Annotated in this window: 27 protein-coding genes; 18 read left to right on the top strand and 9 right to left on the bottom strand. The window is 39.0% G+C overall.

The window, feature by feature from the left end; all coding sequences use genetic code 11:
• Positions 1-19: 19 nt before the first annotated feature.
• The 5 genes from AC5NT5_RS09805 to AC5NT5_RS09785 form a co-directional block, all read right to left on the bottom strand.
• Complete coding sequence (locus AC5NT5_RS09805) at positions 20-430, bottom strand: hypothetical protein (RefSeq protein ID WP_494512913.1); 411 nt, start codon at positions 428-430, stop codon at positions 20-22.
• The gene (locus AC5NT5_RS09800) at positions 417-1,754 is read right to left on the bottom strand and encodes an ATP-binding protein (protein WP_002959804.1); all 1,338 of its coding nucleotides are present in this window, start codon (positions 1,752-1,754) and stop codon (positions 417-419) included. Before AC5NT5_RS09800 ends, AC5NT5_RS09805 begins: the two co-directional genes overlap by 14 nt.
• Positions 1,748-2,422 carry a response regulator transcription factor gene (locus AC5NT5_RS09795; RefSeq protein ID WP_002959806.1) on the bottom strand — a complete coding sequence of 225 codons (675 nt, stop codon included), beginning with the start codon at positions 2,420-2,422 and terminating at the stop codon, positions 1,748-1,750. Before AC5NT5_RS09795 ends, AC5NT5_RS09800 begins: the two co-directional genes overlap by 7 nt.
• Positions 2,423-2,425: 3 nt before the next feature.
• Positions 2,426-2,683 (bottom strand): PepSY domain-containing protein, encoded by a 258-nt coding sequence (locus AC5NT5_RS09790; protein WP_024594903.1) that lies wholly within the window; start codon positions 2,681-2,683, stop codon positions 2,426-2,428.
• Positions 2,684-2,843: 160 nt separating this feature from the next.
• Positions 2,844-3,146 carry a YciI family protein gene (locus AC5NT5_RS09785; RefSeq protein ID WP_024599115.1) on the bottom strand — a complete coding sequence of 101 codons (303 nt, stop codon included), beginning with the start codon at positions 3,144-3,146 and terminating at the stop codon, positions 2,844-2,846.
• A 189-nt stretch (positions 3,147-3,335) separates the two neighbouring features.
• On the opposite strand from AC5NT5_RS09785, the gene AC5NT5_RS09780 reads away from it, so the two are divergent.
• The gene (locus AC5NT5_RS09780; RefSeq protein WP_024606454.1) at positions 3,336-4,760 is read left to right on the top strand and encodes a sodium-dependent transporter; all 1,425 of its coding nucleotides are present in this window, start codon (positions 3,336-3,338) and stop codon (positions 4,758-4,760) included.
• A gap of 274 nt (positions 4,761-5,034) precedes the next feature.
• Positions 5,035-5,487, top strand: a complete 453-nt coding sequence (locus tag AC5NT5_RS09775; RefSeq protein ID WP_024599117.1) for a lysozyme inhibitor LprI family protein — start codon at positions 5,035-5,037, stop codon at positions 5,485-5,487.
• A gap of 70 nt (positions 5,488-5,557) precedes the next feature.
• On the opposite strand, the gene moeA is transcribed toward AC5NT5_RS09775, so the two are convergent.
• A complete protein-coding gene (gene moeA, locus AC5NT5_RS09770) occupies positions 5,558-6,775 on the bottom strand; it encodes a molybdopterin molybdotransferase MoeA (RefSeq protein ID WP_182769805.1) in 1,218 nt (405 codons plus the stop codon).
• A 96-nt stretch (positions 6,776-6,871) separates the two neighbouring features.
• On the opposite strand from moeA, the gene modA reads away from it, so the two are divergent.
• Genes modA through AC5NT5_RS09755 form a run of 3 tightly spaced genes read left to right on the top strand, consistent with a single transcriptional unit; the run spans position 6,872 to position 9,267 of the window.
• Entirely contained in the window at positions 6,872-7,573 is a 702-nt protein-coding gene (gene modA, locus AC5NT5_RS09765; protein ID WP_494512914.1) for a molybdate ABC transporter substrate-binding protein, read from the top strand.
• Positions 7,560-8,237 carry a molybdate ABC transporter permease subunit gene (gene modB / locus AC5NT5_RS09760; RefSeq protein ID WP_494512915.1) on the top strand — a complete coding sequence of 226 codons (678 nt, stop codon included), beginning with the start codon at positions 7,560-7,562 and terminating at the stop codon, positions 8,235-8,237. Before modA ends, modB begins: the two co-directional genes overlap by 14 nt.
• 1 nt (position 8,238) lies before the next feature.
• Positions 8,239-9,267 carry an ATP-binding cassette domain-containing protein gene (locus AC5NT5_RS09755; protein ID WP_024595621.1) on the top strand — a complete coding sequence of 343 codons (1,029 nt, stop codon included), beginning with the start codon at positions 8,239-8,241 and terminating at the stop codon, positions 9,265-9,267.
• On the opposite strand, the gene moeB is transcribed toward AC5NT5_RS09755, so the two are convergent.
• A complete protein-coding gene (gene moeB / locus AC5NT5_RS09750) occupies positions 9,268-10,026 on the bottom strand; it encodes a molybdopterin-synthase adenylyltransferase MoeB (RefSeq protein WP_024595622.1) in 759 nt (252 codons plus the stop codon).
• Between the two features lie 288 nt (positions 10,027-10,314).
• Here moeB and AC5NT5_RS09745 point away from each other — a divergent pair, with 288 nt between their 5' ends.
• The 13 genes from AC5NT5_RS09745 (at position 10,315) to AC5NT5_RS09685 (ending at position 24,489) form a co-directional block, all read left to right on the top strand.
• The gene (locus AC5NT5_RS09745; protein WP_024595623.1) at positions 10,315-11,784 is read left to right on the top strand and encodes a NarK family nitrate/nitrite MFS transporter; all 1,470 of its coding nucleotides are present in this window, start codon (positions 10,315-10,317) and stop codon (positions 11,782-11,784) included.
• A 13-nt stretch (positions 11,785-11,797) separates the two neighbouring features.
• Positions 11,798-13,540: a bifunctional protein-serine/threonine kinase/phosphatase gene (locus AC5NT5_RS09740; RefSeq protein ID WP_494512916.1), complete on the top strand. Its 1,743-nt coding sequence runs from the start codon at positions 11,798-11,800 to the stop codon at positions 13,538-13,540.
• Positions 13,541-13,549: 9 nt separating this feature from the next.
• A complete protein-coding gene (locus AC5NT5_RS09735; RefSeq protein WP_494512917.1) occupies positions 13,550-14,743 on the top strand; it encodes an alginate export family protein in 1,194 nt (397 codons plus the stop codon).
• A 227-nt stretch (positions 14,744-14,970) separates the two neighbouring features.
• A complete protein-coding gene (locus tag AC5NT5_RS09730; protein ID WP_494512918.1) occupies positions 14,971-16,494 on the top strand; it encodes an FAD-dependent oxidoreductase in 1,524 nt (507 codons plus the stop codon).
• Between the two features lie 43 nt (positions 16,495-16,537).
• Positions 16,538-19,246: a nitrate reductase gene (locus AC5NT5_RS09725; protein ID WP_494512919.1), complete on the top strand. Its 2,709-nt coding sequence runs from the start codon at positions 16,538-16,540 to the stop codon at positions 19,244-19,246.
• Between the two features lie 16 nt (positions 19,247-19,262).
• Positions 19,263-20,234: a GTP 3',8-cyclase MoaA gene (gene moaA / locus AC5NT5_RS09720; RefSeq protein WP_494512920.1), complete on the top strand. Its 972-nt coding sequence runs from the start codon at positions 19,263-19,265 to the stop codon at positions 20,232-20,234.
• A gap of 37 nt (positions 20,235-20,271) precedes the next feature.
• The gene (mobA, locus tag AC5NT5_RS09715) at positions 20,272-20,946 is read left to right on the top strand and encodes a molybdenum cofactor guanylyltransferase (protein ID WP_494513223.1); all 675 of its coding nucleotides are present in this window, start codon (positions 20,272-20,274) and stop codon (positions 20,944-20,946) included.
• A complete protein-coding gene (moaB, locus tag AC5NT5_RS09710) occupies positions 20,943-21,482 on the top strand; it encodes a molybdenum cofactor biosynthesis protein B (protein ID WP_494512921.1) in 540 nt (179 codons plus the stop codon). Before mobA ends, moaB begins: the two co-directional genes overlap by 4 nt.
• A gap of 1 nt (position 21,483) precedes the next feature.
• Positions 21,484-21,954: a cyclic pyranopterin monophosphate synthase MoaC gene (gene moaC, locus AC5NT5_RS09705; RefSeq protein ID WP_494512922.1), complete on the top strand. Its 471-nt coding sequence runs from the start codon at positions 21,484-21,486 to the stop codon at positions 21,952-21,954.
• A complete protein-coding gene (locus AC5NT5_RS09700) occupies positions 21,932-22,231 on the top strand; it encodes a MoaD/ThiS family protein (RefSeq protein WP_494512923.1) in 300 nt (99 codons plus the stop codon). The genes moaC and AC5NT5_RS09700 overlap by 23 nt, the downstream gene beginning before the upstream one ends.
• Positions 22,231-22,689 (top strand): molybdopterin synthase catalytic subunit MoaE, encoded by a 459-nt coding sequence (gene moaE / locus AC5NT5_RS09695; protein WP_494512924.1) that lies wholly within the window; start codon positions 22,231-22,233, stop codon positions 22,687-22,689. The genes AC5NT5_RS09700 and moaE overlap by 1 nt, the downstream gene beginning before the upstream one ends.
• A gap of 435 nt (positions 22,690-23,124) precedes the next feature.
• Entirely contained in the window at positions 23,125-23,808 is a 684-nt protein-coding gene (locus tag AC5NT5_RS09690; RefSeq protein ID WP_518528052.1) for a hypothetical protein, read from the top strand.
• A gap of 21 nt (positions 23,809-23,829) precedes the next feature.
• Positions 23,830-24,489: an MOSC domain-containing protein gene (locus AC5NT5_RS09685; RefSeq protein WP_494512926.1), complete on the top strand. Its 660-nt coding sequence runs from the start codon at positions 23,830-23,832 to the stop codon at positions 24,487-24,489.
• A gap of 392 nt (positions 24,490-24,881) precedes the next feature.
• Here the strand turns inward: AC5NT5_RS09685 and AC5NT5_RS09680 are convergent, their stop codons facing one another.
• Positions 24,882-25,376 carry a hypothetical protein gene (locus AC5NT5_RS09680; RefSeq protein ID WP_494512927.1) on the bottom strand — a complete coding sequence of 165 codons (495 nt, stop codon included), beginning with the start codon at positions 25,374-25,376 and terminating at the stop codon, positions 24,882-24,884.
• 275 nt (positions 25,377-25,651) lie between these two features.
• Positions 25,652-26,914 (bottom strand): nitrate- and nitrite sensing domain-containing protein, encoded by a 1,263-nt coding sequence (locus AC5NT5_RS09675; protein ID WP_494512928.1) that lies wholly within the window; start codon positions 26,912-26,914, stop codon positions 25,652-25,654.
• Between the last annotated feature and the right edge of the window lie 15 nt (positions 26,915-26,929).

Raw genomic sequence — 26,929 nt, 5'->3', positions numbered from 1 at the left:
TTAGTGTGCTTAAGTTACGTCAAAATGGGTGTTTTAGTGATTCTGTAAATTGATTTATAAGCTCAATTTCACACAGTTTATAGCTAATGGCTGCGGTTATCGCATTAGGAAGTTTTATTAAGTAACGCCATTGGCAGGCGCTCTCAAGGTACTTTTCATTATTTTTAATGCTGCGCATAAATAACGGCAGCACTTGCGTATTGCCTGTGCTTTCTTGTGATTGAGTTAGCTCATATTTACGCTTTTGTATCCAACTACCTTGTGCTTGTTTTGCTTTATCAATTTGGCTATCTAGGCATTGAATATATCGCTTAGCTTCATCGGTTGTTGCTTTAGCGGCTAAAGTACATGTCTCATCTGCAAAGCTGTATTGGCTTGAAGCTAATAACACAATGGCAGTTAGTTGTAATAAATGGTTACTTTTTGTCATTGTAATTAAACTCTAAAATAAATTGAGCGCCGCCTAAGTTATCAGCTTCTGTAATGGTAAGTGTACCGCGATAGGACTTAACCAAGTCAGATACAATTGCCATCCCTACGCCGTGTCCACTTTCGTATGTATCCAGACGAGTACCCCGTGTAAGTAGAGATTCACGTTTGTCCTCTGGTACGCCAGGGCCATCATCGCTAATTCCAATACACAAAGTTTTGCTTTGAATAACTTGTATTGCTACTTGTGAGCGACACGCTTTACAGGCGTTATCAATCAGGTTGCCAAGTAATTCCATTAAATCTGTTTGGTCACCTAAAAAGTAATCTTTTTCAGTTACGGTGCAGGTAAAAATAATATCTTTATCACGGTACACTTTTGCCATAGCACTGAGTATTGAATCGAGTACTGGCTTAATAGGTGTTTGTTTTTTCCACGTGTCTGATGCACCGGTTGCAGCACGCTTTAATTGGTGCTCGATCATCACATTAATTCGGTCGAGTTGTTCTTGTGCATCGGCATCGTTTGCCAATGGACTTGATTTTAATACAGCAAGCGGTGTTTTAAGAGCATGAGCAAGGTCGCTTAATGAGGCTCTGTAACGTTCTTTTTGGCGCTGTTGCGACTCAAGTAGCAAGTTTAGGTCTGCTTTTATTGTTTGCAGTTCTACAGGGTAGAGGCCTTTAATTTCTTGAATATCACCCGATTCAATTGCTTTTATTTCTTTATCGAGTCGTTGGAGTGGGCGAGCGCTCCAAATAAAACCAATCGCCATAAGGCCTGCAATTGCAATGCCCATTATAAACATCCAATCTACAAGGGTTTGCTTAAAGCCATCCATTAAACGAAGCAGAGCGTCATTACGTTTAACTAATATAAAGCGAGCTTGTTCTGATTGATCTATGTTATTTAAAATTACAGTCAGGCTAAGTTGCCAGTACGCGGTGTTATTATACTCCACGCGCCTGAAATCGGCAGCACCGGCTTTGGTTTCTATTTGTTGAGGTACATAGTTTAAGTTTACAGCCGATTCTGAGTTCCAAACAGGATCATCATCGCGGTAAATCATAGCGTAGGTATCTGAATTTAATCTGTTTAACTCAGGCGCTAAAATAGTGCTGGGCATAATAATACCATGCTCAGTAAAGTCGACTTCAGATATTAGCGAGTAAAGCTGTGCTTCGAGAGTTTTTTCTGTCGCATCAACAAGTGAAGCGTAATACGCTTTGCCAATTGAATAAAATAAGATAGGGAGCGCGACTAATAAAACAAAGACAAGGATAAATCCTTGCCTTATTTTTAACGATATTTGCGGTATTACCACTGGCTTTTAAGCCTGTAACCACGCCCACGTAGTGTCTCTACTGGGTTTAGCACGCCATCAGGGTCAAGCTTTTTACGCAAACGTAGTACAAATACTTCAATTACGTTTGAATCAAGGTCGAAATCTTGGTCGTAAATATGCTCAGTAAGTTCTGATTTAGAAATTACTTTTTGCGGATTTACCATTAAGTATTCAAGTACTTTATACTCGTAAGCTGTAAGGCTAAGCTCTTTATCATCAACCCATACTTGTTGTGAACGTGTATGAATTTTAATTGGGCCCGCAGTCATTTCTGGATTTGCTTTACCAGCACTGCGACGAATTAATGCATTACAACGTGCGATAAGTTCTTCAACATGAAATGGTTTGGTAAGGTAGTCATCAGCACCTGCATCTAAACCTTCTACTTTATCCTGCCAGCGATCGCGCGCTGTTAAGATTAAAATAGGAATAGTAATGCCTTGTGCTCGTGCTTTATTGATTAGCTCAATACCGTCTATTTTAGGTAAACCTAAATCAACTACGGCCATATCAAGCGGGTATTCTGTAATGTGGAAAAGACCTGCTTCACCATCGTGACATAAATCCACGCTGTAACGTTCTTTTTCTAAAGCATTACGTAGGTTATCTGCTAAATGTAAATCGTCTTCAATAACTAAAATTCGCATTTGTTAATCCTTTTTCACTTCGCCGGTTTTTTTATTTATATGTAAATCAACGACGTGGCCGTCAGATTTGAGTATTCGTACGGTATAAAAATCTGTCTTTTCGGTAATTTTTAAGGTCTTACCGCCAATTGTTTTCTTTGCGAGTATTACGGCTTTCTTTTTGTCCACCTCAGCATGAGATGCTTGGGTGGCGGTTGCTGCTTGACTAAAGTTAGCTAAGCTAACACAAGCAATAAAACCGAGGCTTAATAATACGCGCATAATGGAAAACTCCTAGACCAGACTCACTTAGTTTAATTAACTAAGTTACTAAAATTCAAGTAAAAACGGTAAATTCGTTTTTATCCTGATAATTTTAATTAAAAACCTGTGAACAAACCCTGAATTACAGTGCAACGCACGCTCTAGGGTTTAATACTTTTTAAGCAGGAAATACCTTTTTAAAAGGTTTAACAATTGTATTTTCATAGATGCCAGCGGCAACGTAAGGGTCTGCTGCTGCCCACTCTCGAGCTGCTTCAATTGATTCAAATTCAGCAACCACTAATGAACCGGTAAAACCTGCTTCTTGAGGATCTTCACTATCGACTGCCGGTAATGGACCGGCGGTAAGTAGACGGTTTTGTGAATCAAGCTCACTAAGGCGTGCTAAATGTGCCGGGCGTGCTGCTTTTCTAAGCTCTAAGCTGTTTTCAACGTCTGTTGAGTGAATCATGTACAACATAAGGAATCTCATAAAAATTGTTAAATTTGATTAACGCAATACTACCACAGCGTTGAAAATTGGTGAATTAAAAGCGTATTTACACAGGTTTACACTTCGATTTTATTTTTAAGCTGTAATTGCTTGAAAATCTCTGTGTAACACTGGTAGAGTCGCTGAAATATACAAAATAATAAAAAGGTTTTATGCATGAGCGAAAATAGAGAACGATTTAGTTCCCGCCTTGGATTCATAATGGCAGCGGCCGGTTCAGCTGTTGGTATTGGTAATTTAGTTGGTTTTCCGGTTTCTGCTACTAAAAATGGTGGTGGCGCATTCTTATTAATTTACGCTTTATTTGTCATATTCATTTGTTTACCAGTCATGATGGCTGAAATGGCAATGGGTCGTAACGCTCAAAAAGATCCACTTGGTTCGTACAAACTATTATCTAATAACGATAAAAAATGGAAGTTAGCTGGTTTTTTTGCGGTGCTTACACCATTTATGATTGCTGTATTTTATATGGTGATTACGGTTTGGATCTTTGGTTATTTAACGCAAACAGGCCTCGGTAATTTAGATTTACTTGCAGATCCTGGCCACTTTGGTGTTTTTATTAATAGTTACACTGTGTTTGGTTATATGGCTGTTGTGGTTATTATGGTGAACTTAATTTTGTTAGGTGGTGTTAAACAAGGCATAGAAAAAGCCGCCAAATTTTTAATGCCCGCTTTATTAGTTATGCTACTAGCTCTAGTTACTTATGTATTAACGCTTGATAACGCAATGGCCGGTGTTAAATACTATATTATTCCTGATTTTTCTAAAATGAATGCAAGTGTCTTAAATGGCGCATTAAGCCAAGCGTTTTTCTCGCTATCTTTGGGCATGGGTATCTTAATGACTTACGCATCGTATATTTCTAAAAAGGATGACATTGTCAGTAGCGCTAAAATGGTTGCTATTACTGACTCACTCGTTGCGTTTGTAGCGGGGCTAATGGTGTTGCCAGCGATATTTAGCTTTGACCCAAATACAGACCCATCAGCACTTTCTGACTCGTCCGTATCAATGATTTTTGTATACCTACCTAAAATATTATTAGCACTGCAAAATGATATTGGCTATGTAGGTGCGTCTATTGTTGCGTTCTCATTCTTTTTATTGGTATTTTTTGCAGCGATTACTTCACTTGTTTCAATAGTGGAGGTACCGACAGCAACACTAAGCGACCGTAAAGGTATTAGCCGTAAAAAAGCACTGGGCATCCTTACACTTTCAACCGGTGTACTTACTATTTTATGTACAATGTCGTTTGGTATGATTGACAGCCTTACATCTTTCACCAGTTATGGCGGCGTTAGTAAGAGCTTTTTTGATATTATTGTTGATGTATTTTACGACACAATTTTACCGCTTAATGGCTTAATGGTGTGTTTGTTTGTAATGTACCGCTGGAAAAAAGCACGCTTAACACAAGAGCTAAGCTTAGGTTCGCCTAATTATGCGGGAAGCTTGATGGAAAAGTACGTTAACTTTTCACTTTCAACGTTTATTCCTGTCATTCTAGCTGTAATATTTATAAATACAGTGGCGACTAAGTTTTTTGATTTAAAAATATTTGGTTTTTAATAGGCCTCTTTAAAAGCTTATTGAATAATATAATGCCGCTCAGTTAAGCTTAGCGGCATTTTTTATAGGCGTTTTTTACAGGTATCTGGTCTAACTATTATACCAACCTGCATAAATCTTTGATCAATTTAACGAATTAAATTGCACTATAACGTTGTTAAAAATTTTTTATTTAGAACAACTAGATACAAAAATTTTTGCCTAGTTCTAGCGTAATTTTCTTAACGTTAAATAGACCCCATATATAAGCAGATTGGTATTAAAGGGATTTAAAATGAATAAAATTATTATTGGGTTTGCTTTTGCTATTTCATCATTTGGCGCATTTGCACAAAGTACTGATGATTGGCCAGAAGGCGGTGCAATGCACACGGGCAATACTTATAATTTAGAGGGCAATAGATACAAAACTAAAATCAGTAAAATGATGGATGAGATCTACCCGCAACTAACTGATGATTACCAAGTAGATGCAGTTAAAGCGCAAATAAAAGCATGGGAGCAGTATATAGATGCTACATGTAACGTTGTTGGCATAGCAACGGGTGCCGGAGGCTCTTGGCCCTCAACGTATAGTGTTAAATGCGAAAGAAGCCTAAGTTATGATAGATACTTTGCGACTAAAAATGCGCTGAAGTGTGTTAATAGGTTGAGCAAAGAAGAGTTTGTAGGACGTAGCGAAAAGTTAAACTGTTTAATCCAAACTCTAAACATAAAAATATTTTAAATTAGAGTAGCGCTACAGCTAAATTATACAGTTAGCTGTAGCATGTTAGGCTTTATAACACCTCAATATTTTATAGCAACTCAATACTTACTGTTGCGCCTTTTTCGATATTGCCGCTTTGTGCTGGCACTACAATTAAGCAGTTAGCTTTACTAAGCGACGAAAGTACACCCGAGCCCTGTTTATTAAACGGGGCAACCACTAAGTCACCTTGCTCGTTAATTGTTGCAGTACCGCGTTGAAAGTCAGCTCTGCCAGGGCGCTTTTTAATAACGGATGTAGTAACCGCGTTAAATCGCATTTTAGGATTTACTTCACCAAGACCCGACAGCTTTTGCAGTGCAGGCTCTACTAACTGATTAAACGTAACAGCAGCCGACACAGGGTTACCTGGCAAGCCAAAAAAGTAACTGTTACTTAGTTTACCAAAGGCAAAAGGTTTGCCTGGTTTCATGGCTATTTTCCAAAAGTGAATTTCGCCAATTTCGTTGAGCACTTCTTTAGTAAAGTCGGCTTCTCCAACCGATACGCCGCCTGAGCTTATTACGGCATCGGCGAGTTCATTCGCTTTTAAAAATGCATTGGTGATGAGGTCTTTGTCATCAGGGATAATTCCTAAATCAAGCACGTCGATATTTTTTTGTTGCAGCGCACTAATAATAACAGCGCGGTTACTTTCAAAAATAGCGCCTTGCTTAAGAGGCTGACCAGGTTCAATTAGCTCATCGCCTGTAGAAAGTACGGCTATTTTCAAAGTTCTCACCACGTCTATATTGGCAATCCCTAACGATGCAAGTAACCCCACATCAACGGCTTTTAATTTATCGCCTGCTTTTAAAATAACATCGTCTATAGCAATATCTTCGCCAGCAAAACGCACGTTTTCATTTAGCTCTGGTTGCGCGGTGAACGTAATTTTATCGCCATCTACCGAGGCGTTTTCTTGCATTACAACGCCGTTAGCGCCTGGTGCAATGGCGGCGCCGGTCATTATTCTTACGCATTGCCCTGGGGTAAGTGTTCCTTCAAAAACTTGACCTGCAAACACGCTGCCTACTTGTGTGTAGGTTAAGCTTTTATCTGAAATACACAGCGCATAGCCATCCATTGCTGAGTTGTTATGAGCGGGTACGTTTATAGTTGACTTAACATCGCTTGCTAAAACGCGATCAACACTTTGCATTATAGAAATGGTTTCAACGTCTTTAACAGGCGTTATTGTGCCAAGTATATTTTGTATTGCAGTTTCAATTGGTAATAAACCGGGTGCATTGCAAACATCGTTCATATATATTGCTTACTTAAATCATTTTATTTTGAAACAATACTTATAATGTCAAAGCTTTACAATACATGGTTGGGTTATTTTTTGTGTGTGATATGCATGCTTTCGTGCAGCGTAAACGCAAAAGAAACGCTGCATGTAGCCGTAGCGAGTAATTTTAAAACTGTATTGGAAACCCTACTAAAAAAATCCCCATTACCTAATGTTGACGTGAAAATATCAGCCGCTTCTAGCGGTGTTTTATATTCGCAAATAGTGCATGGCGCGCCATTTGATGTGTTTTTATCGGCCGACGATTTTCGCCCGCAATCGCTTATTAAAGAAGGTTATGCCGAGCAAAGTAGTTTGATCACTTACGCGTTAGGCGAACTTGCTTTGTGGCAACCCAAAGCTGAAAAAGTAAATGATAAAGTAGCCATTGCTAATCCGCGTTTTTCACCATACGGACGTGCCTCAGAGCACTACGCGAATAACCATTTTAAAAAACCAATAAATTATGTGTACGGGAATAATATTACGCATGCGTTTCAGTTTGTGCAAAGTGGTAATGTAGGAGTAGGGCTGGTGGCTGTTTCATCCCTAAAGGCGGCTTACCATAACACGCAAGATCAAAAATATTTAGATTATACCGTGCTGCCTACCAATCAATATCCCGATATAATTCAACAAGGCGTTATTATTAGCTCGACTAAAAAACATGCTAGCGCTAAGCAACTTATGCAATTTTTAATGGCAGAAGCTACGCAGCAGCAGTTAATTGAATTAGGTTACAGAATAAAGGACAACAATGCTTCAAAGTGATTTAACCGCGCTGTGGTTAACTATAAAACTTGCCTTTATAACCGCAGTACTTCTTCTTATTTTTTGTATTCCTCTGGCTTACAAGCTCGCTGGCTATAACGGTAAATTTAAACCATTTTTAGAGGCATTAATTGCAATGCCTTTAGTGCTACCGCCTACGTTGTTAGGGTTTTATTTACTTGTTTTGTTTTCGCCTGATCACGCTTTTGGGCATTTTTGGTTTTGGCTAACGGGTACGCAGCTTGCGTTTAGTTTTCAGGGCGTGGTTATTGGCTCGCTTTTTTATTCGCTGCCTTTTGTAATGCAGCCGCTTGTGGCTGGGTTTAAGCATATTAATCAAACCTATAACGAAGCTGCCATTGCGCTTGGATTAAGCCCATTTAAACGCTTTGTGCATTTAATTATTCCGCTTTTAAAACCCAGTATTGGTAGCGCATTTGCTTTAGGCTTTGCGCATACATTGGGTGAATTTGGTTTGGTATTAATGATTGGCGGTAATATTCAGGGGCAAACACAGGTGGTGTCTATTGCGCTTTATGACCATGTTGAATCGTTAAATTATACGGCGGCGCATCAGCTTTCACTTATTTTACTGGCTATTTCGTTTGCCTGTTTAGTGCTGTTATTTAAGTTTAATAAAAGCATTGTAGGGGTTAAGCAATAACATGATTAAGTTAAGCCTTTTTAAAGCACTCAATAATTTTGATTTAGATATAAACCTTGAGCTTGAGTCGTTTAATGTATTGGGTGTTTACGGTCCTTCAGGCTCCGGTAAGTCAACATTACTGCGTTGTATTAGTGGTTTAGAGCCTGCAAAAAGTGTTCATATTAATAATCAGCCAGTGCATGAGTTGCCAAGTGATAAACGCGGTATAACGCTTCAGTTGCAATCGTGCCCGTTGTTTCCTCATTTAGATGTGGCAGGTAATTTAGCGTTTACACAAAAACACTGCGAAAATAAGCAAACCAGCTTAACGCTTCAATACGTTGTTAAAACACTTGAATTACAAGATTTACTAAATCGTGATGTACAAAGCTTATCGGGTGGCGAGCGCCAGCGTGTAGTATTTGCGCGCACTTTGCTTGCCGGTCAAAAATTTATAATGCTTGATGAGCCTTTTAGTGCGCTTGATTGGTCATTGCGTTTTAAAACGCTCACTAAACTCAATGAGTTAGCCGTTAAGTTTAATATTAAATTTATAATAGTAAGTCACTCATTAAAAGAGCTGCTATTTTGCTGCGATACCCTTATTCAGCTTGATAAAGGTAAGGTGATAAACCAAGGTGCAAGTGCGCACGTTGCAAAGGCTATTTACGCAAACGACAGGCAAACACCGCTGAGCTTAATTAATTACGATGTGGTTAAATTTGATAAAGACTACGGGCTATATCAACTGCAATTACAGCAAAGTGAGCAACCGCTTTTTGTGCTTCCTGCACTTGTCGATAGCAGTAATAAGCTAATTATAGAAAGTGAGCAAATGTCGCTTAGTGTGTTAAAGCCTGAGCAAACAACGCACAGTAATGTTTTAAGGTCGGTATTAACTCAGGCTGAGCTTATTAATAATAAGTGGCAGTTAACGCTTAATGTTGACGGGCAAACTTTGTTTGGCTTGGCTTCAAGGCGAGTGTGGGACAAAAACAACTTTAAAGTTGGCGATGTGCTTTATACAACAATCAGTAATCTAGAATAACTAAATGCTGCACACCGCACATTGACTGTTTTTAGCTATTTTAAAACGATTAAACTCCATGCTTAAACCATCCACCAGCAATAAGTGTTTGTCTAAGCCACTTGGCAAACCAGCAAGCATTTTTAGCGCTTCAGTTGCCTGAATACTACCTATTAGCCCCACAATAGGAGAGAGCACACCGGATTCAGAGCAGCTTTGTGTTTGTTCACTAAAAAATTGCGATAAACAACCATAACAATGACTGTTTTCATCCATAGTAAAACACGCGACTTGTCCTTCCATTCGTATTGCAGAGCCTGACACTAGCGGAACTTTAGCTTTAAAACAGGCGCTATTAAGTGCATTACGCGTTGCTAGGTTATCTGAGCAATCAATTACTATATCAATGTTATTAAATAGCTGCTCTGTAGAGGTATTTGCATCAAAAAATGCCTCAATAGTATTTATGTTTATTTCACTATTAAGCGCGTTAAGCTGTTTTTTAGCAACACTGCATTTTGAGCTACCAATGTCGCTTTCTTTATACAGTATTTGCCTTTGCAGGTTGGTCACGTCTATTTCATCGTTATCAACTAAGGTAAGCGTGCCAACGCCAGATGCCGCTAAGTATTGACCTACCGCGCAACCAAGCCCACCCACACCAATAATTAAAGCATGCGATTGCCATAGTTTCTCTTGTCCGTCTATATCAAGCTGCGGCAGCATAATATGCCGAGAATAGCGTAGTTGCTGTTGGTACGTTAACGGTGCTTTTTGCATTTTTAAATATCTCATACTTTTTTTGAACAATACCAATTTGTTAAATCCTAGAGCAAGTAGTAACGCTTTTTATTTGCACTGTAACAGCCCTTACCCCCTCACTCATATAGTGCAACTATAACGCATTAAAATAATAAATACATATAACTAGCTGAAATATATGGTTTTTAATTAGTGGCTCAGTAATTGCTGTGTTTGGTTAACTAAAATTTAACAAAGTTTGAGCTACTACTCATATAAAAGAGTGGGGCATTTATAAAACAATAATACGTTTACGAGGAAATAAACATGCAACCGAGTTCTGGATTTAACTTAATATCCTTTAAAGGAAAAATGAAAGTATTACATCTGAGTTGGATGGTCTTTTTTGTGTCATTTTTTGTATGGTTTAACCATGCTCCTTTATTAGGTGCAATTGCGGGCTCGCTTGGTATTACCATGGCACAAGTTAAAACATTACTAATTTTAAATGTAGCGTTAACTATTCCTGCCCGTGTTGTGGTGGGTATGCTGACCGATAAATTTGGTCCCCGGATTGTTTATGCCGCGCTACTTATTACCTGTAGTATTCCGTGTTTTATGTTTGCTATGGCAACCACATTTGAACAAGCCGCTATAGCGCGTTTTGCGCTAGGCTTTATTGGTGCTGGCTTTGTTGTGGGCATTCGTATGGTGAGTGAATGGTTTCCTGCTAACGAGCTGGGCATAGCAGAAGGTATTTATGGCGGCTGGGGTAACTTTGGTTCAGCAGCAGCGGCTATGTTATTGCCAATTATTGCACTTATGTTTGGTGGCGAAGATGGTTGGCGTTACGCAGTAGGTTTAACGGGTGTATTAAGCGTTATATTTGGTATTATTTGGTACTTAAATGTAACCGATACACCAAAAGGCGGTACATACTTTAAGCCTAAAAAAGTAGGCGCAATGGAAGTAACCAGTAAAGGCGACTTTGTATTACTTCTTATTATGAAAATCCCTATGTATGGTGCACTAGCATTACTTACTTGGAAGCTTTCACCAACCGGTGCTAACCTAATTTCGGCTAACTTTGTACTTGCCGTGTATGCTTTTTTAGTTCTGCTTTATATTTACGAAGTGTATAAAACCTTTGACGTAAATGGTCATATTTTTAAAGAGCCTGTACCTGAGTCTCATCGTTATGAATTTAAGCAAGTGGCTGTTTTAAATATTTTATATTTTACAACTTTTGGTTCTGAGCTTGCAGTTGTATCTATGTTACCGCTATTTTTTATGGATGTGTTTGCGCTTGATATGGTGTACGCGGGTATTTTAGCCTCAGCTTATGCATTTATGAACTTAGCATCTCGCCCAGGTGGCGGTTGGATTTCAGATAAATTAGGTCGCCGTATTACCCTTATTGTACTTACAACGGGTCTTGCTGTTGGTTATTTTGTAATGGGCTTGGTTGATGCATCTTGGCCTTTATGGCTTGCAGTTGTTGCGGCTATGGCGTGTTCGTTCTTTGTGCAAGCTGGTGAAGGCGCTGTATTTGCCGCAGTACCGCTAATTAAGCGTCGTTTAACTGGGCAAATAGCTGGAATGACAGGTGCTTACGGTAATGTAGGTGCAGTAGTGTACTTAACGGCATTGTCACTTGTTGATTATCAAACTTTCTTTTTCATTATTGCGGGTAGTGCATTACTTGGTCTAGCTGCACTGTTTTTTATGAGAGAACCAGATGGCCATATTACCGAAGTAAATGAAGACGGCACCGTTGAACTTATTTCAGTGACTTAAGGCATTATTGACTATGTTTGATGAAACACTCCACGCTAAAGCACTCAAAAATGAACTCAACGTTTCATTTGGCGGGCACAGCGCTAAAGGGTTAAAAGCAGAAAACCAAGATGCGTTTGCAGCTCTTAATACCAAAGCGCAAGAAAAAGAGTCTAAAGGCGTTATTGCCTGCTTAGCCGATGGGTGTTCATCAGCAAAAAATGCGAAACAAGCGTCTCAACTTTCGGTTACTCATTTTATAAATGAGTATTTAAATACCCCCGAAAGTTGGGCGGTTAAAAAGTCAGTGTCGAAGGTGCTAGCAAGTTTAAATCAGTGGCTGTATTCGCAATCGGTTAATTACAATCACTTAGGTCAGCGCCAAGCTGATTGGATGACGACTTTTACAGCGCTTATTTTAAAGTCGGCAACGGGTTATATATTTCACTTAGGTGATACGCGTATTACGCGCCTACGCGGGACTAAAATAGAGGCGATAACACGGGATCACAAAGTAAACGACACGCTAACACGTGCGCTTGGCGCACAACTTCATCAAGAAATAGATGTTTACGAAGTTGACCTAAAAGCAAACGATATTTATATATTAACCTGCGATGGCGTACACGATGTGCTCCCAAGTAGTGATATAGCTAAATTAATTAATGAGCACACTAATTTAGAAAATGCAGCTAAAGCAATTACCGAACTTGCATTAGCACGAGGCAGTGACGACAACGTAAGTTGTTTACTGGTAAAAGTAGAAAACATTGCTGAGCAAAAACTAGATGAGCTTTATCATTCGCTAACTCGTCGCAAAATTCCACCAGCGCTTAATGTTGGGCAAAAAATTGATGACTACACGGTTATTCGTAAATTGCATGCCAGTAGTCGCTCGCACATTTATTTAGTGCAACAAGCGCCCGATATACCGCCAGTGGTTTTAAAAGCACCTTCGGTTAATTTTGAAGACGATGTGCACTACCTTCAAGGCTTTATAAGAGAAGGCTGGGTAGGGCAACGCATAAACCATTTAAATGTAATGAAAGTATTGAGTACGCAATCGCAAAGTCGTTTTTTGTATCATATTTGTGAGTACATGGACGGACAAACACTCAGTGATTGGAAGCACGACGTGCCGCACCCAGAAATAACCCAAGTACGCAGTATTGTTGAACAAATAGTACATGCACTAAGGGCGTTTCAGCGACTCGATATGGTACATCGCGATTTAAAACTCGATAACGTAATGATAGATGCGCACGGAAAAGTAACGCTCATTGATTACGGCACAGTAAGTGTTGCGGCTATGGACGAGTCGGTTAAACAAATTGCGGATGATTGCCCGCAAGGCACTGCCGACTACACCGCACCCGAAACACTTATTACTATGCACGCCGATTTTAAAAGTGATTTGTTTTCACTTGGCGTTATTGCATACGAGTTATTGTGCTCAAAATTGCCTTACAAGCCACTGCCACTTAACCACGTAGCGCCAAAAGATTATAGCCATTGGCACTACACAAGTATTCGTAAATACAGAGCCGATATTCCGTTTTGGTTAGATCAAGCCCTTATGAAGGCGCTTGCCCCTAAACCTGAGCTCAGATACCAAGCTTTTTCTGAGTTTATAAACGATATCAATAAACCTAACCCTTATTTAGAAAGTACCGCCAATAAAAGCTCAATACTAAAACGCGATCCAGTGATGGTCTGGAAATGTATTTCGCTGTGTTTATTTATTGCTTTGGTATGTGTATTAATAATTAAAACTTAGAGAACCAAAATGCTTAATTATAAGAACAACTTACCTATTATTTTTATACTGGGTTGCTTCACTGCGCCTTCAATAAGCCAAGCTTCGCAAACTGATCTTGATTTTAGACTGCGCTTTGAAAGCGTTGATCAAGAAAATGCTTTAAAAGATGCAAGTGGCTTAACACTTAGAACCCGCTTAACGTATCAAACAGATGAGGTGAATGGCTTTTCAGCCCTTATTGAAGTAGAAGACATTCGCAGCCTATTGGGCGTAGATAATTACAACAATACGGTGGGGAAAAATACTAATTACTCTGTTATTGCAGACCCAGAAAACACTGAGATTGACCAAGGCTTTGTTAAATATGTACGCGATGGTTTATCGCTAAAAGTAGGGCGCCAAATAATAGCACTTGATGGGCAGCGTTTTGTTGGGCACGTAGGTTGGCGCCAAGACAGACAAACCTTTGATGCCGCAACCGTTAATTACGCATTTAATAACATAGATTTACAATACAGTTATTTAAATAAGCGTAACCGCATATTTGCTGACGATAAAGACATTAAATCGTCCGATCATCTAATTAATGCAAGCTTTAAAACCGACTACGGTAAAGTGGTTTTATACAGTTATTTATTAAGTGACGATGCACTACAAGACGACAGTTTAGACACTTATGGCGTTTCTTTTAACGGTAATAAAACTCTAAACGACATAAAACTTTATTATAAAGCGGAATATGCAACGCAGTCTGCCTCAACAAGCGTGAACGATTTTGATGCAGACTATTATGCACTTGAAGGCGCTGTGGATTTAAATGGGTTGGGTATAAAAACAGTAACATTAAAAGTCGGCATAGAGTCACTTGGCTCTGATAATGGCGATTACGGGTTTGCAACACCACTTGCCACGTTACATAAATTTAATGGTTGGGCAGATACGTTTTTAAATACACCCACTCAAGGCTTGGACGACACTTACGTAAGTTTAAATGGTAAAGCGTTTGACGGAAAATGGCTGGTGGCTTATCACAGTTTTGATGCCAATGAGCAATCAAATGGGGTTGACGATTTAGGCAGTGAGCTAAACGTACAATACGTTAAACCTATTAACAAACAATACGCAGTGGGTGTTAAATACGCCGATTACTCAGCGGGGGATACTGCTGCTAATAAAGTCGATACTCAAAAATTATGGGTATGGATGAGTGCTAAATTTTAACCCTCACTATCTTCTAATATCCTCTTGTAATTTATAGCGACACAAGATGGTGCAATTGCACCATCTTGTGGGGATTTACGCTTTGCACCTCTGCACCAAAGTAGGCAACTTACTGATATTAAATGCTTATATATTTGGCTTGCATATTGCTATAACAATCCTATAACAAATTATTCGATTTCAATTTTAGTCAATTACTAAAGTAGATATCACTTTGAGGTGGGTAAATGCTAAGCAAGCAGCGTGTTGTAGTGGTAGGAAACGGAATGGTCGGGCATCATTTTGTGCAGCAGCTAGTTTCTCAAAATCAAGCTGATGAACAATTTGAAATTACGGTACTGAGCGGTGAAGACCGTTTAGCGTATGACCGAGTGCAACTATCTTCCTTTTTTAAAGGTAAAACCGCAGACGACCTCGCACTTACATGCAGTAAAACCTATGACGATTGGCAAGTGTGCTTTCATACTCATTCTAAAGTGGTTGATATAAATCGTGATGCGCAAACAGTAACAACCGCTAAAGGGGAGTTGTTTGAATACGAGAAACTGGTGCTTGCTACAGGTTCATTTCCATTTGTACCTCCTATACCGGGTAAAGATCGTGAGCATTGCCTTGTTTATCGCACTATTAACGATTTACACGCAATAAAAAACTCAGCCCACGGTAGTAAAGTAGGCGTGGTAATTGGTGGCGGTTTACTGGGGCTTGAGGCTGCAAACGCATTAAAGCAACTGGGTTTACACACTCACGTAATAGAATTTGCACCGCAACTTATGGGCGTACAAGTTGATGCGGGTGGCGGTCGGTTGCTAAAAAGCAAAATTACAGATTTGGGCGTTACTGTGCATACATCGGTAGCAACTGAGGAAATAGTAGAAGGTGAAAGTTGCCGTTACAAAATGTGTTTTAAAGGCGGTAAAACCCTTGAAACCGACATGATTGTATTTTCTGCGGGTATTCGCCCTTATGATAATTTAGCCCGCGAGTTTAGTTTAGAGTTAGGTGAGCGCGGCGGTATTGTAATTAATAACCACTGCCAAACGAGTGATAAAAACATATACGCAATTGGTGAATGTGCATTGTGGAATAATTTTATTTTTGGCTTAGTGGCACCCGGTTACGCCATGGCTAAAATAGCAGTTGGGCATATTTTACAAGATACACAGCAAGGTACTTTGCAAAGTACTGGCTTAGACAATAAAGCCGATGAATTTAGCGGTGCCGATATGAGCACCAAGCTTAAATTAATGGGTGTTGAAGTAGGCTCTATTGGCGATGCGCATGCAAGAAGCGAAGGCGCAATAAGCTATTATTTTGAGGATCAACCCAATGGCATTTATAAAAAAGTAGTCACTAATTCACAAAGTAATAAGCTGATTGGCGCGGTACTTGTTGGCGATACCAGCGATTACGATAATTTACTGCAATATCATTTAAACGACATTGAACTTACCACCGCCCCCGAAGCGCTCATTATGCCCCTTGCTGGCGACATAGCAGAGCTAAGCGCCGACGACTTGCCTGATGACGCTATTATTTGCGCTTGTCATAAAGTAACTAAACACACCATTGAACAAACAGTCGCTAAAGGCTTTATAGACCTAGCAAGTGTGCAGCAAAGCACCAAAGCCAGTACAGGTTGTGGAGGGTGTGAAAAACTCGTTCAAAACGTAATAAACAGCGCACTCGCAAAAGCTAGTAACACCATTAACGTAGTTACCCTTAATGAGCCTGTAAAGCAACCTGCATAAATTAAAACGTACTAATTAAAGCACACTAAAAGAGAGCAGTAGCATGACAACCGCAAACACGTCACCAACTATAAATAAAACCAGTTTAAAACAAACAACATGTGCTTACTGTGGTGTAGGGTGTGGTGTTGATATTTCACTTTTTAATAATGTGCCAACCAAGCTTGAAGGCATGCGAGAGCATCCCGCAAACTTTGGTCGCTTATGTGTAAAAGGCACGCATTTGCTCGACACGACAGGCAGTGATAATCGCTTAACGACGCCTCTTATTAATAACCAAGCCGTTACGTGGGATGAAGCCACCGACCATGTTGCCAATAAATTTAACGATATAATACAAAAGCACGGCCCCGATGCTGTGGCTTTTTATGTGTCGGGGCAATTACTTACTGAAGATTACTACATCGCTAATAAATTAATGAAAGGCTACATAGGCTCAGGCAATATTGATACAAATTCGCGCCTGTGTATGTCATCTGCTGTGGCAGGTTATAAACGCGCTTTTGGTGAAGACGTAGTGCCGTGTACCTACGAGGATTTAGAGCAAACTGAGCTGCTTATTTTAATCGGCTCTAATGCAGCTTGGACTCATCCGGTTTTGTATCAGCGAATGGAACGTGCAAAGCAGCTTAATCCAAATATGAAGGTGGTGGTTATTGATCCGCGTAAAACTGACACAGCTGAGCTTGCCGACACATTTTTAAATATAAAACCAGGCAGTGACGCCGCGCTTTATAACGGTTTGCTTAATTATTTAAATGAGCATAACCACCTCGATACGCAATTTATTGCTCAGCACACAAACGGCTTTGAAAGCGCACTGCAAGAGGCACAAAAATGGAGCTGCGAGGCAGTTAGCGACTTTTGCGATATAACAATTGAGCAAGTCACTGAGTTTTACACGCTATTTGCTAAAAGCTCAAGTGCGATTAGCTTTTACTCAATGGGTATAAATCAATCAAGCTCGGGTGTAGATAAATGCAACGCCATTATTAATGCGCATTTAGCCTCAGGTAAATTACTTAAGCCAGGTAGCGGTCCATTTTCGATTACTGGGCAACCCAATGCGATGGGCGGGCGCGAAGTAGGTGGTTTGGCTAATCAGTTAGCGGCGCATTTAGATATTGAAAACGAAGCGCATCAATCACTTGTACAACGTTTTTGGCTCTCGCCAACTATCGCTAAAAAAGCAGGCAGCAATGCCATTGATATGTTTGATGAAATAGCCGCAGGAAAAATAAAAGCAGTGTGGATAATGGCAACAAACCCAATGGTGAGCTTGCCAAATAACGCTGCAATTAAAAAGGCATTAGAGACCTGCGAGCTGGTTGTTGTATCTGACTGTATTGCAAAAAGTGATACGTTAAAATTCGCCGATGTTGCTTTTCCATCAACTGGATGGGGTGAAAAAAATGGCACTGTGACTAATTCAGAACGCAGAATATCAAGGCAACGACCGTTAGTAGCGCCTTATTCAGGAGCTAAAAACGATTGGCAAATTATGTGCGACGTTGCTAAAAAAATGGGCTTTGAAGGTTTTGATTTTACAGATCCAAGTGGCATTTTTGAAGAATGGGCACAATTAACCGACTTTGAAAATAACGGCAGCCGATTATTAAACCTCTCTGGTTTAGTTGGGCTCACAAAAAGCCAGTACGATAACTTAAAACCCATTATGTGGCCTGTTGTTAAAAATCAGCCTTATAAAAACGGTCAGGTTTTTACAGATAACCAATTTAGCACCGCTGATAAAAAGGCGCGTTTTATACCTATAACGCCGCAACTACCTGTTCAACAAACATCAAGTGATTATCCGTTTGTAATGAACTCAGGACGTATACGCGACCAATGGCATACCATGAGCCGCACGGGTAAAAGCACTGCGCTTTCATCGCATATTACACGCCCGTACATTGAAATTAATCCACTTGATGCCAGTAAATTAGCAATTAAACAAAACGATTTAATAAGTGCGATTGCCCAAACAGGGCAGGTTACCGCGCATGCAAAAGTAACCGATTCGGTGCGAAAAGGTGAATGCTTTATGCCTATGCATTGGAACAAGCAATTTGCGTCATCAGCAACAGTAAGCGGGCTGTATCAATCAGTAGTTGACCCACTATCTGGTCAGGCTGAGTGTAAACACGGCGCTGTTAATATAGTTAAAGCACCCTATGTGCAATATATGCAGCTGTTTGCTAAAAACGAACTTGTTATAAACAGTGATTTTTGGCTCAAAGTTAATGCAAGTAATTGCTTTAATTATCAGTTGGCGCTTAATGAACCACAAAGTGATTTACTGTATTACTGCCAAACCTTAACTGGTTTGCAAGGGCAGTGGTCGGCTATGAATACGGCAAAAGCCATGCATGTGCAGTGTATTCAAAACAATCAATTAGCGTTTGTTGGTGTTATATCTAATGAGCAAAAAGAAATATCACTTGAGTGGATAAACCATTTGTTTGCAGAGCCATTACTGACGTTTACACAGTTACAGTCTTTGCTTTATGCAACTCCAGATGAAGAATTTACCCAAGGTATGCAAGTGTGTAGCTGCTTTAAAGTAAGAGAGCAACCAATTATAAACGCCATTAAAAACGGTGCAAACACAGTCGAGCAATTGGGGTCTGAACTTAAATGTGGAACGAACTGCGGTTCGTGTAAAACGCAATTAAGCCAATTAATAAAACAACATTACAAAGCAGGTTCTAGCAGCATTGATGTTGATGTTGATGTTGCTGTTGTAATGTAAAGAAAAAAGGAAGCATATGCTTAATGATCAATTTGGTCGGCAGTTTAACTATTTGCGCCTCTCAATAACCGATGTATGTAATTTTAGTTGTAGTTATTGTTTACCAAACGGGTATCAGTGCGATACGCCGCGTAATTTTTTAAATAAAAATGAAATTAGCACGCTTGTAAATGCGTTTGCAGAACTAGGTACTAAAAAAGTGCGTATTACAGGTGGCGAACCATGCTTACGAAACGACGTAACCGATATTATAAAGCTTTGTAAAAACACGCCCGGCATAGAAAAAGTAGCCATTACTACCAACGGCTTTAATTTATTAAAGAAAATTGATGAATTTGCAGAAGCAAGGCTTGATGCGCTCAACGTCAGTATTGATAGTTTAAATCCGAGTATGTTTAAACTCATAACAGGGCACGACAAACTTAACCTTATTTTAAAAGGAATTGAACGCGCGGTAGAGCTGGGAATAAAAGATATAAAAATAAATGCGGTGCTTGCCAAGCAGTTTAATAAAAACCAATTGAAGGATTTTTTAGCGTGGGTAAAACACCACAGAGTTACGGTGCGCTTTATAGAACTAATGGAAACAGGTGACGGCGCAACCTTTTTTGAAGAAAACCACTTAAGTGGACAAACAGTTAAAGCCCAATTACTCGACCAAGGTTGGTTACAAGTTGTGAGGGGGAAACTAAACGGACCCGCCGAGGAATTTTGTCATCCTGATTACGATGGTCGTATTGGTTTAATAATGCCTTACAGCAAAGATTTTTGTAAAAGCTGTAATCGCTTAAGGGTGTCGGCGCTGGGTAAATTACACCTATGTTTATTTGCCGAGCAAGGAATCGATTTACGCGAGCTACTAAACGAGGACGATACTGCAGCGACAGTAAAGGCTATTCGAGCTGCTATGGGCAATAAAGAAATAAGCCATGAGCTAGATAAACGCTTAACAGGTGCGACAACTCACTTAGCCATGTTAGGTGGTTAATATGGGAGCTGATGTGAATACTCATATAAAAGCTAATATGAAAGTTAAGCGAGATTTTACAGGTGTTGTGCTTGCTGGTGGTAAGTCATCAAGAATGGGCACAGACAAAGCTGATTTAGTTTTAAAAAATAAAACGCTATTGCACAATGCATGTGATTTATTAAAAGACGCAGGCGCTAAAAACATACTTATAAGTCGCAATGTTATAAATCCGCTCAAGTCATCGAGCCATTATTCACCGAGTGATTATCCCTCAGAAAAGTACGTTAAAGATATATACCCAAATAGTGGACCCCTTGGCGGTATTTACTCCACATTAATAGCCACTGATCATGACTTACTTATTACTGCGGTAGATATGCCTCTACTTACGAGTAGTTTGTTAAGCACAATAGTGCTGGCTTCTCAGACAAATAACGTACAAAGTGTGAGCAATCAATTAAATCAGTCACAAATACATGCTTGGCACTTTGAAAATGAACCTCTACCGCTGTATATTCGTAATACAAGCAGTGTAAAAAATCATTTAAAACACATACTCACAAACGCAAGCAGTCATAAATCAATAAAACAGTTTACCCAAAGCATTGGTGTGCAAACGCTTTTATGTAATAAAGCGCATGCATTAATAAACACCAATACACCGGCGCAATTTAAAGCTGTAAATGAGCATTTTGACAAAAGCATTAACCAATTGAGAAGAACATTATGAGCCACACAAACGATACACAAATACCTTTAAACATTGCCGTACTTACAGTAAGCGACACGCGCGATGCGATTACCGATACTTCTGGTCATTACTTAATTAAAGCGCTAACTGAGGCGGGTCATCACTTAGCGGATAAAGAAATTGTAAAAGATGATGTTTACCAAATGCGCGCTATTGCATCGCAGTGGATAGCCGACGACACCATTCACGCTATTTTAGTGACTGGTGGTACAGGATTTACCGAACGTGATTCAACACCTGAGGCATTTGCGCCGCTGTTTGATAAAAGCGTAGACGGCTTTGGCGAGCTATTTAGACATATATCGTACGGTGAAATTGGTAACTCAACTATTCAATCTCGTGCATTGGCAGGACTTGCTAACAACACTGTTATTTTTTGTATGCCGGGCTCTACTGGCGCATGTAAAACAGCGTGGACAGGCATTATAAAAGATCAACTTAACTCAATGCATAAACCGTGTAACTTTGCACCGCACATTACCATTGGTAAAAAGTGTGAATCGCGTGAGCAATAGTATGTTAAGTCACGTAGACGAAAACGGCCAAGCTAATATGGTTGATGTGTCGCTCAAAGACGTAACCCTGCGCGATGCCTCAGCTGAAGCCTTTATTCGCATGAGCAAGCTTGCCTTTGAGCAAGTAATGCTTAATCAAAACAAAAAGGGCGATGTGTTAGGCGTGGCACGTATTGCGGGTATTCAAGGCGCTAAAAAGTGCGCTGATTTAATCCCGCTTTGTCATCCGCTTGCACTTAGTAAAGTAGCAGTCGATTTTGAGCTTGATGAAGCAAACAGCCAAATTAAAATAACCAGCTACTGCAAGCTTGCCGGTAAAACTGGCGTAGAAATGGAAGCGTTAACAGCGGTATCTGTGGCTAGCCTTACTTTGTTTGATATGTGTAAAGCAGCCGATCCACTAATGGAAATTAGCAGCATGCGGGTTACTCAAAAAGCAGGGGGCAAAAATGGCAGTTGGCAGCGCGATTAATCCAAACGATGCTATATCTAGCGCCCAAAATGTAGAGATATTGTTTTTTGGGCAACTAAAAGAGCGGTTAAAGTGCAGTAAATTAAGCCTTGAGATTACGCAGCCGCTTACTATTTCAGAACTTAAATTAAGATTAGTTAGCCAATATCCGCATTGGCAACCGTGGTTGGAGGAGCGTGAGCTACTTGCAGCGCTTAATCAAACTATGTCATCAAGCGACGAAATAGTGAAAGCAGGGGATGAGCTTGCCTTTTTCCCGCCGGTTACAGGTGGCTAATGAGCATACATATTCAAGTACAAACCGATGATTTTAATGTAGGTGACGAGCACAATACGCTTTGTAGTAATAATAAAAGCGATGGCGCTGTTGTCACCTTTACAGGTTTGGTAAGAGAGTTCAGCAGTGGCGATAACGTTATTGCACTTGAGCTTGAGCACTATCCTGGTATGACCGAGCAACTGCTTCAATCTATAGCAGAGCAAGCACAAACGCGCTGGCAACTGGCGCGAATATGTATTATTCACCGCGTTGGTTATTTAGCACTTGGTGAGCAAATTGTGTTTGTTGGCGTAACTTCCCGACACCGCAAAGCCGCCTTTGAAGGCGCACAATTTATAATGGATTATTTAAAAAACCACGCCACGTTTTGGAAGAAAGAGCACTTTAAAAACTCATCAAATTGGGTTGAGTTTAAACAAAGTGACAAACAAGCGTTAAATAAGTGGGTAAAGTAGGTCTGTATAAGCTTAAATAAATGCGTTTATAAAATATTAATGAAAAAATTTATCTCAAAAAGAGAATCCATAGAGTCTGCTGCTCTTTGGGTCGCGGCTCTATTAATTTTAGTAATCATGTTAGAGCTTATAACAGGCTGGTCGATAGGTGGAAAGAGCTCGCCGAGTCAATCTAAAAATATTAACCCTGAACAGTTTTGGTTTGAAATAAAATTACACTGCAGCTTAGTCTTATGGTTGATTTTTAGATCATTTTTTACATTCCCATTTTTTAGAGCTATGTACAATAGCTTGCTTCATTTTAGGGAAAAACACAAAATTATATCAAATATCTTTTTTTATATACTGACCCCCATATTTGTTGTGTTTCTAATTTTAACTTTATTATATATTAACGACTTATAATATTACTTTGTTGATCATCAAGGATGAATGATGAAAATCTACACTCTCTTATTATTGGCTATTTTTATACAACCTTTCTGTATTTACTTTGCTTTATATGCAAAAGCAAAATATTCATCAGAAAATAAGCCAATCAATCAACTCGCATTAGGCGTCACGCCAAGTCTTGCATATCTATCTGCTGAAGATTTCTGGGGAGCATTCGTTTTAATGTTTATGGTTACAGCAGTGTCACTTGTTTTATCGTTATTACTAAACTTTAGATATGTGATGACAAGAAAAATAAATACGAGTGCAATCCTAACTTCACTTGTTTCATTTCTTTTGGCATTTGGGTTCTTTTATTGGTTAATTAGCCACTTTATAGTTGAAAACTGGTATGAAACATTTTGGCCTTCACTTTATTTTTTAGGGCTACTTTGTTGTGTTTTTGTAATAAAAATTATTGAAAATAAGCGAAAAATTAAAGATGGGCTAAGCAATATGCTGGTACTGGCTTTATCTGTTGCTGCGTCAGTTGTATCTGCATTCGGGGATGCATTTATTTTATGCACACTTATTAATGTATTTTTACTTATCCCAATAGGCGGCGCTATTGTGAGCAGTGGTGTTGACAAAACTTCTGCTGGTGGTATCGCCTTTTTTTATGGTTACGTATTTATTATGACTTTGCCTATTTCTGGCCTGCTTTATTTAGCGCTTAGCTCTATTTAAAGTATTAATCAAAGGTTTTATATGAAAATCATCTCGACTAATATCTCTAAAATTAAAACTCTTATTCATAATGATAAAGAGGTGAAAACGGGAATATTCAAAACGCCAACTAACGAACCTGTTGTTATTGAAAAGCTAAATATTATAGGGGATGAGCAAGCTGATTTAGTTAATCACGGCGGGGTTGATAAAGCGGTTTACGCGTTTTCGCACAATCATTATGATTACTGGAAGCAAACCCTCGAGAATGATGATTTGGCAGTAGGTGCCTTTGGCGAAAACTTCACGATTTCTGACCTTGATGAAGCGAATATACACATAGGTGACCATATTCGAATTGGTACTGCATTACTTGAAGTAAGCCAGCCTCGTGTGCCTTGTTTTAAACTCGCTATCGCCCTTAATAATAAAAACAGCCTTAAACTGTTTACGCAGCATTACTGCACTGGCGTGTATTTTAGGGTACTAAAGCAAGGCGTTGCAAAAACGGGTGATAGTGTTGTTATCGAGAAGAAAGCCTCGCACGACATATCAGTTAAAAAACTGTTCCAGGCATTTTTTGATAAAAAATATCCAGATTATGAAAGTGTATTATTAGCTGCACTCGAATTGCCCGAGATTGCTCTTGAGTGGCAAACTAAAATCAAAAAGAAGCTTTGTATTAAAAACGAACAAAGTTAAGCGTAAATTGTTATTTATAGAGGAGCTAGTAAAAAAGATAAAATCTGCTATACCTAAGGTTATAAATACTATAATTATTATAGTATTATTTAAAAATTGTTGGGTTAGTAGCTAAAATAGGTGTCGTATATGAATATCTCCAGAAAACTGATGCTTATTGTGATTTTAACAGCTGCAGAGGTAAGTATTACTGTTTACTCAGCTTTTGAAATAGCTAAAGGGGCTAAGTTTCACTAGCTTAATTTTCTTCACTTAAAATATACTCATCAACTTACTAAGTCAGTTAAAAAAATAGAAAATGATCTCCCCATAGATATAAATACCATTGAGTCAGATATATTGTTAATTAGGCAGCAACCAATTGACTGTATTGAAGAAATAAATCCATTAAATTATGCTGTTATGAAATTTATTAACACAGAGAAAACTTTAACAATTTGTGAAAAAGATATAGAAAATGAATTTTTACGTTGGACTAACTGATTTACAAAGTTTTTTTGTAAACTATTTAAAATTGATTTTTCTTTTTCTGTAAGTAGTGAATCACTTGCTCGCTCGAATATCAACCATCCAAACTTAAGACCTGAGGGCAAAATAATAAGCGATATAACTCTAAATATTTTAGGATCATGCTCAATAATCGATTCATTAAAAATATCATCAGATAGTTGCTCTTTAGCTACTGCTATTTCTGAACCTGATTTATATAGCTCGACAGCACGTTGAGGCAGATTAGCAACAATAGAAAATGAGCTCGCATCAAAAATGTTTAAAATTAGCTCAGCAATGTTTTCTATGTTTGTTTGAATGTCATTATCAAGAGAAGTTGTTAATTGCTGCTCATCTATAAATGATACACCTTCTATATCACTCTCTACATTGGGCATTCAAACTCCTACAACAGTATTAAATATGCCTCATTAAAATGAGATGCAACAAATGATTAACTTATTGTAGTTGATTATTTTGAATGCGTTGAATAATTTGCATTATAAATAGACTTCAAATTAGGGTTTTACCTTATTATAGTCAGCAGGTTATGAATCAATTTTAAAATAAGGCAAAACTCAATCTGGGTGTGAAATTTGTAACTTAATAAATAACTATTATTTAGGGTAGTGGTATTACTAAAGATCAACATGCCCAAGTAAAAACAGCATATTTAATCGCTCATTTGTACAATTGTTTGCGCTACGCTAAATAAGGTTTTATGCGTATCCATTGCTTGTTTTTGTAGCTGTTTATGGGCTTGCTCTTCGGTGAGCTTTAACTGCTCAATAAGTATGTACTTGGCTTGGTGAATGACCTTTTGCTCACTAATAACTTTTTTAGCGTCAAGTAACGCTTGGTTTATTTGTTTTATATGCTGGCTTTGCTCGATAATTAAATCATACATAGTTTTATTACTGTTGAGCTTATCGGCCGCTATATTTTGGTTTACTTCTGGCTCTGGTTGCTTAATGGCTAATTGGCCAAAAGTAGGGGCTATGTGTTGCTCTACCATATTGTTAAGTACCTGCTTATTTGTATTTAAGCTACGTTGAGCACAGGCTATTTGCATTGCTGCGGTATCAATTAACTGATCTGCTATATTTTGTTCAATTTTGTGCATTATATCTATGCGCGTAGTGGTTACTTCGTACCATACTTCGCTTAGTTGCGAGAGCGGTTGAGCATTCTCGTCATCGAGTTTTTGCAGTAAACTTCTAAGTTGGTCTACCTGATTATTCACCTGATGTGTTATTAACGTGGCAAAGCATTTTAAAAGGTGCGCATCGGCGTACCCATTAAAAAAGTCAAAACTGTGGTTTTGCTCTTGTACGAAATGCGCGAGTTGTTGTTTTTGCTCAGTGGTAAATTTACTCGCTGCAAATGCTTGTGCACCACAGGCACGTTCTTGTCCTGCGTATTCTTTACCTTGCATAAAGTTAAAAAAGGCAACTAATAAACGCGTTATTTTAGGATCGCTTGCGCCATCTGCTGCCTCTAAAATAATATTGAGTAAACTAGCAATTAACTGCGTGAAAGACTGCGTAGCATGCACTGCACTAATGTTTTGTTGTGCTATTTGCTTGCGCAATACCGGTAATGCATCGAGTGCTTGTAAGCTATAGGTAATTAAATTAAATAACCGAGTATGGCCAGTATCGGCGTTGTCGTTTATAAATGTTTGTTTAAGAGAATCATAAAATGCAGTTTGTGCGCTGTCGCTTAAAGGGATTTGTTCTTGTAATTGGGTTTTAAATCGCTCGCGATTTGAGGCCAAAAATATATTACTCATTGCGCGTTCTTTTTGTAACTGATGTACAAAATCGCCTAATTTAGTAAGCGAGGCACAACTGTTTTGTAATTGCTTTAGCGCGTGTATTTCTTGATACTTTGCTGCTAATAAAAACTGTTTTGTGAGAGGATTGCTTGTCGCCATTGGTATTATTCCACA

Source organism: Pseudoalteromonas sp. J2K-J599 (genome assembly GCF_059295115.2).
This window is presented reverse-complemented; position numbering and strand designations above follow the sequence as displayed.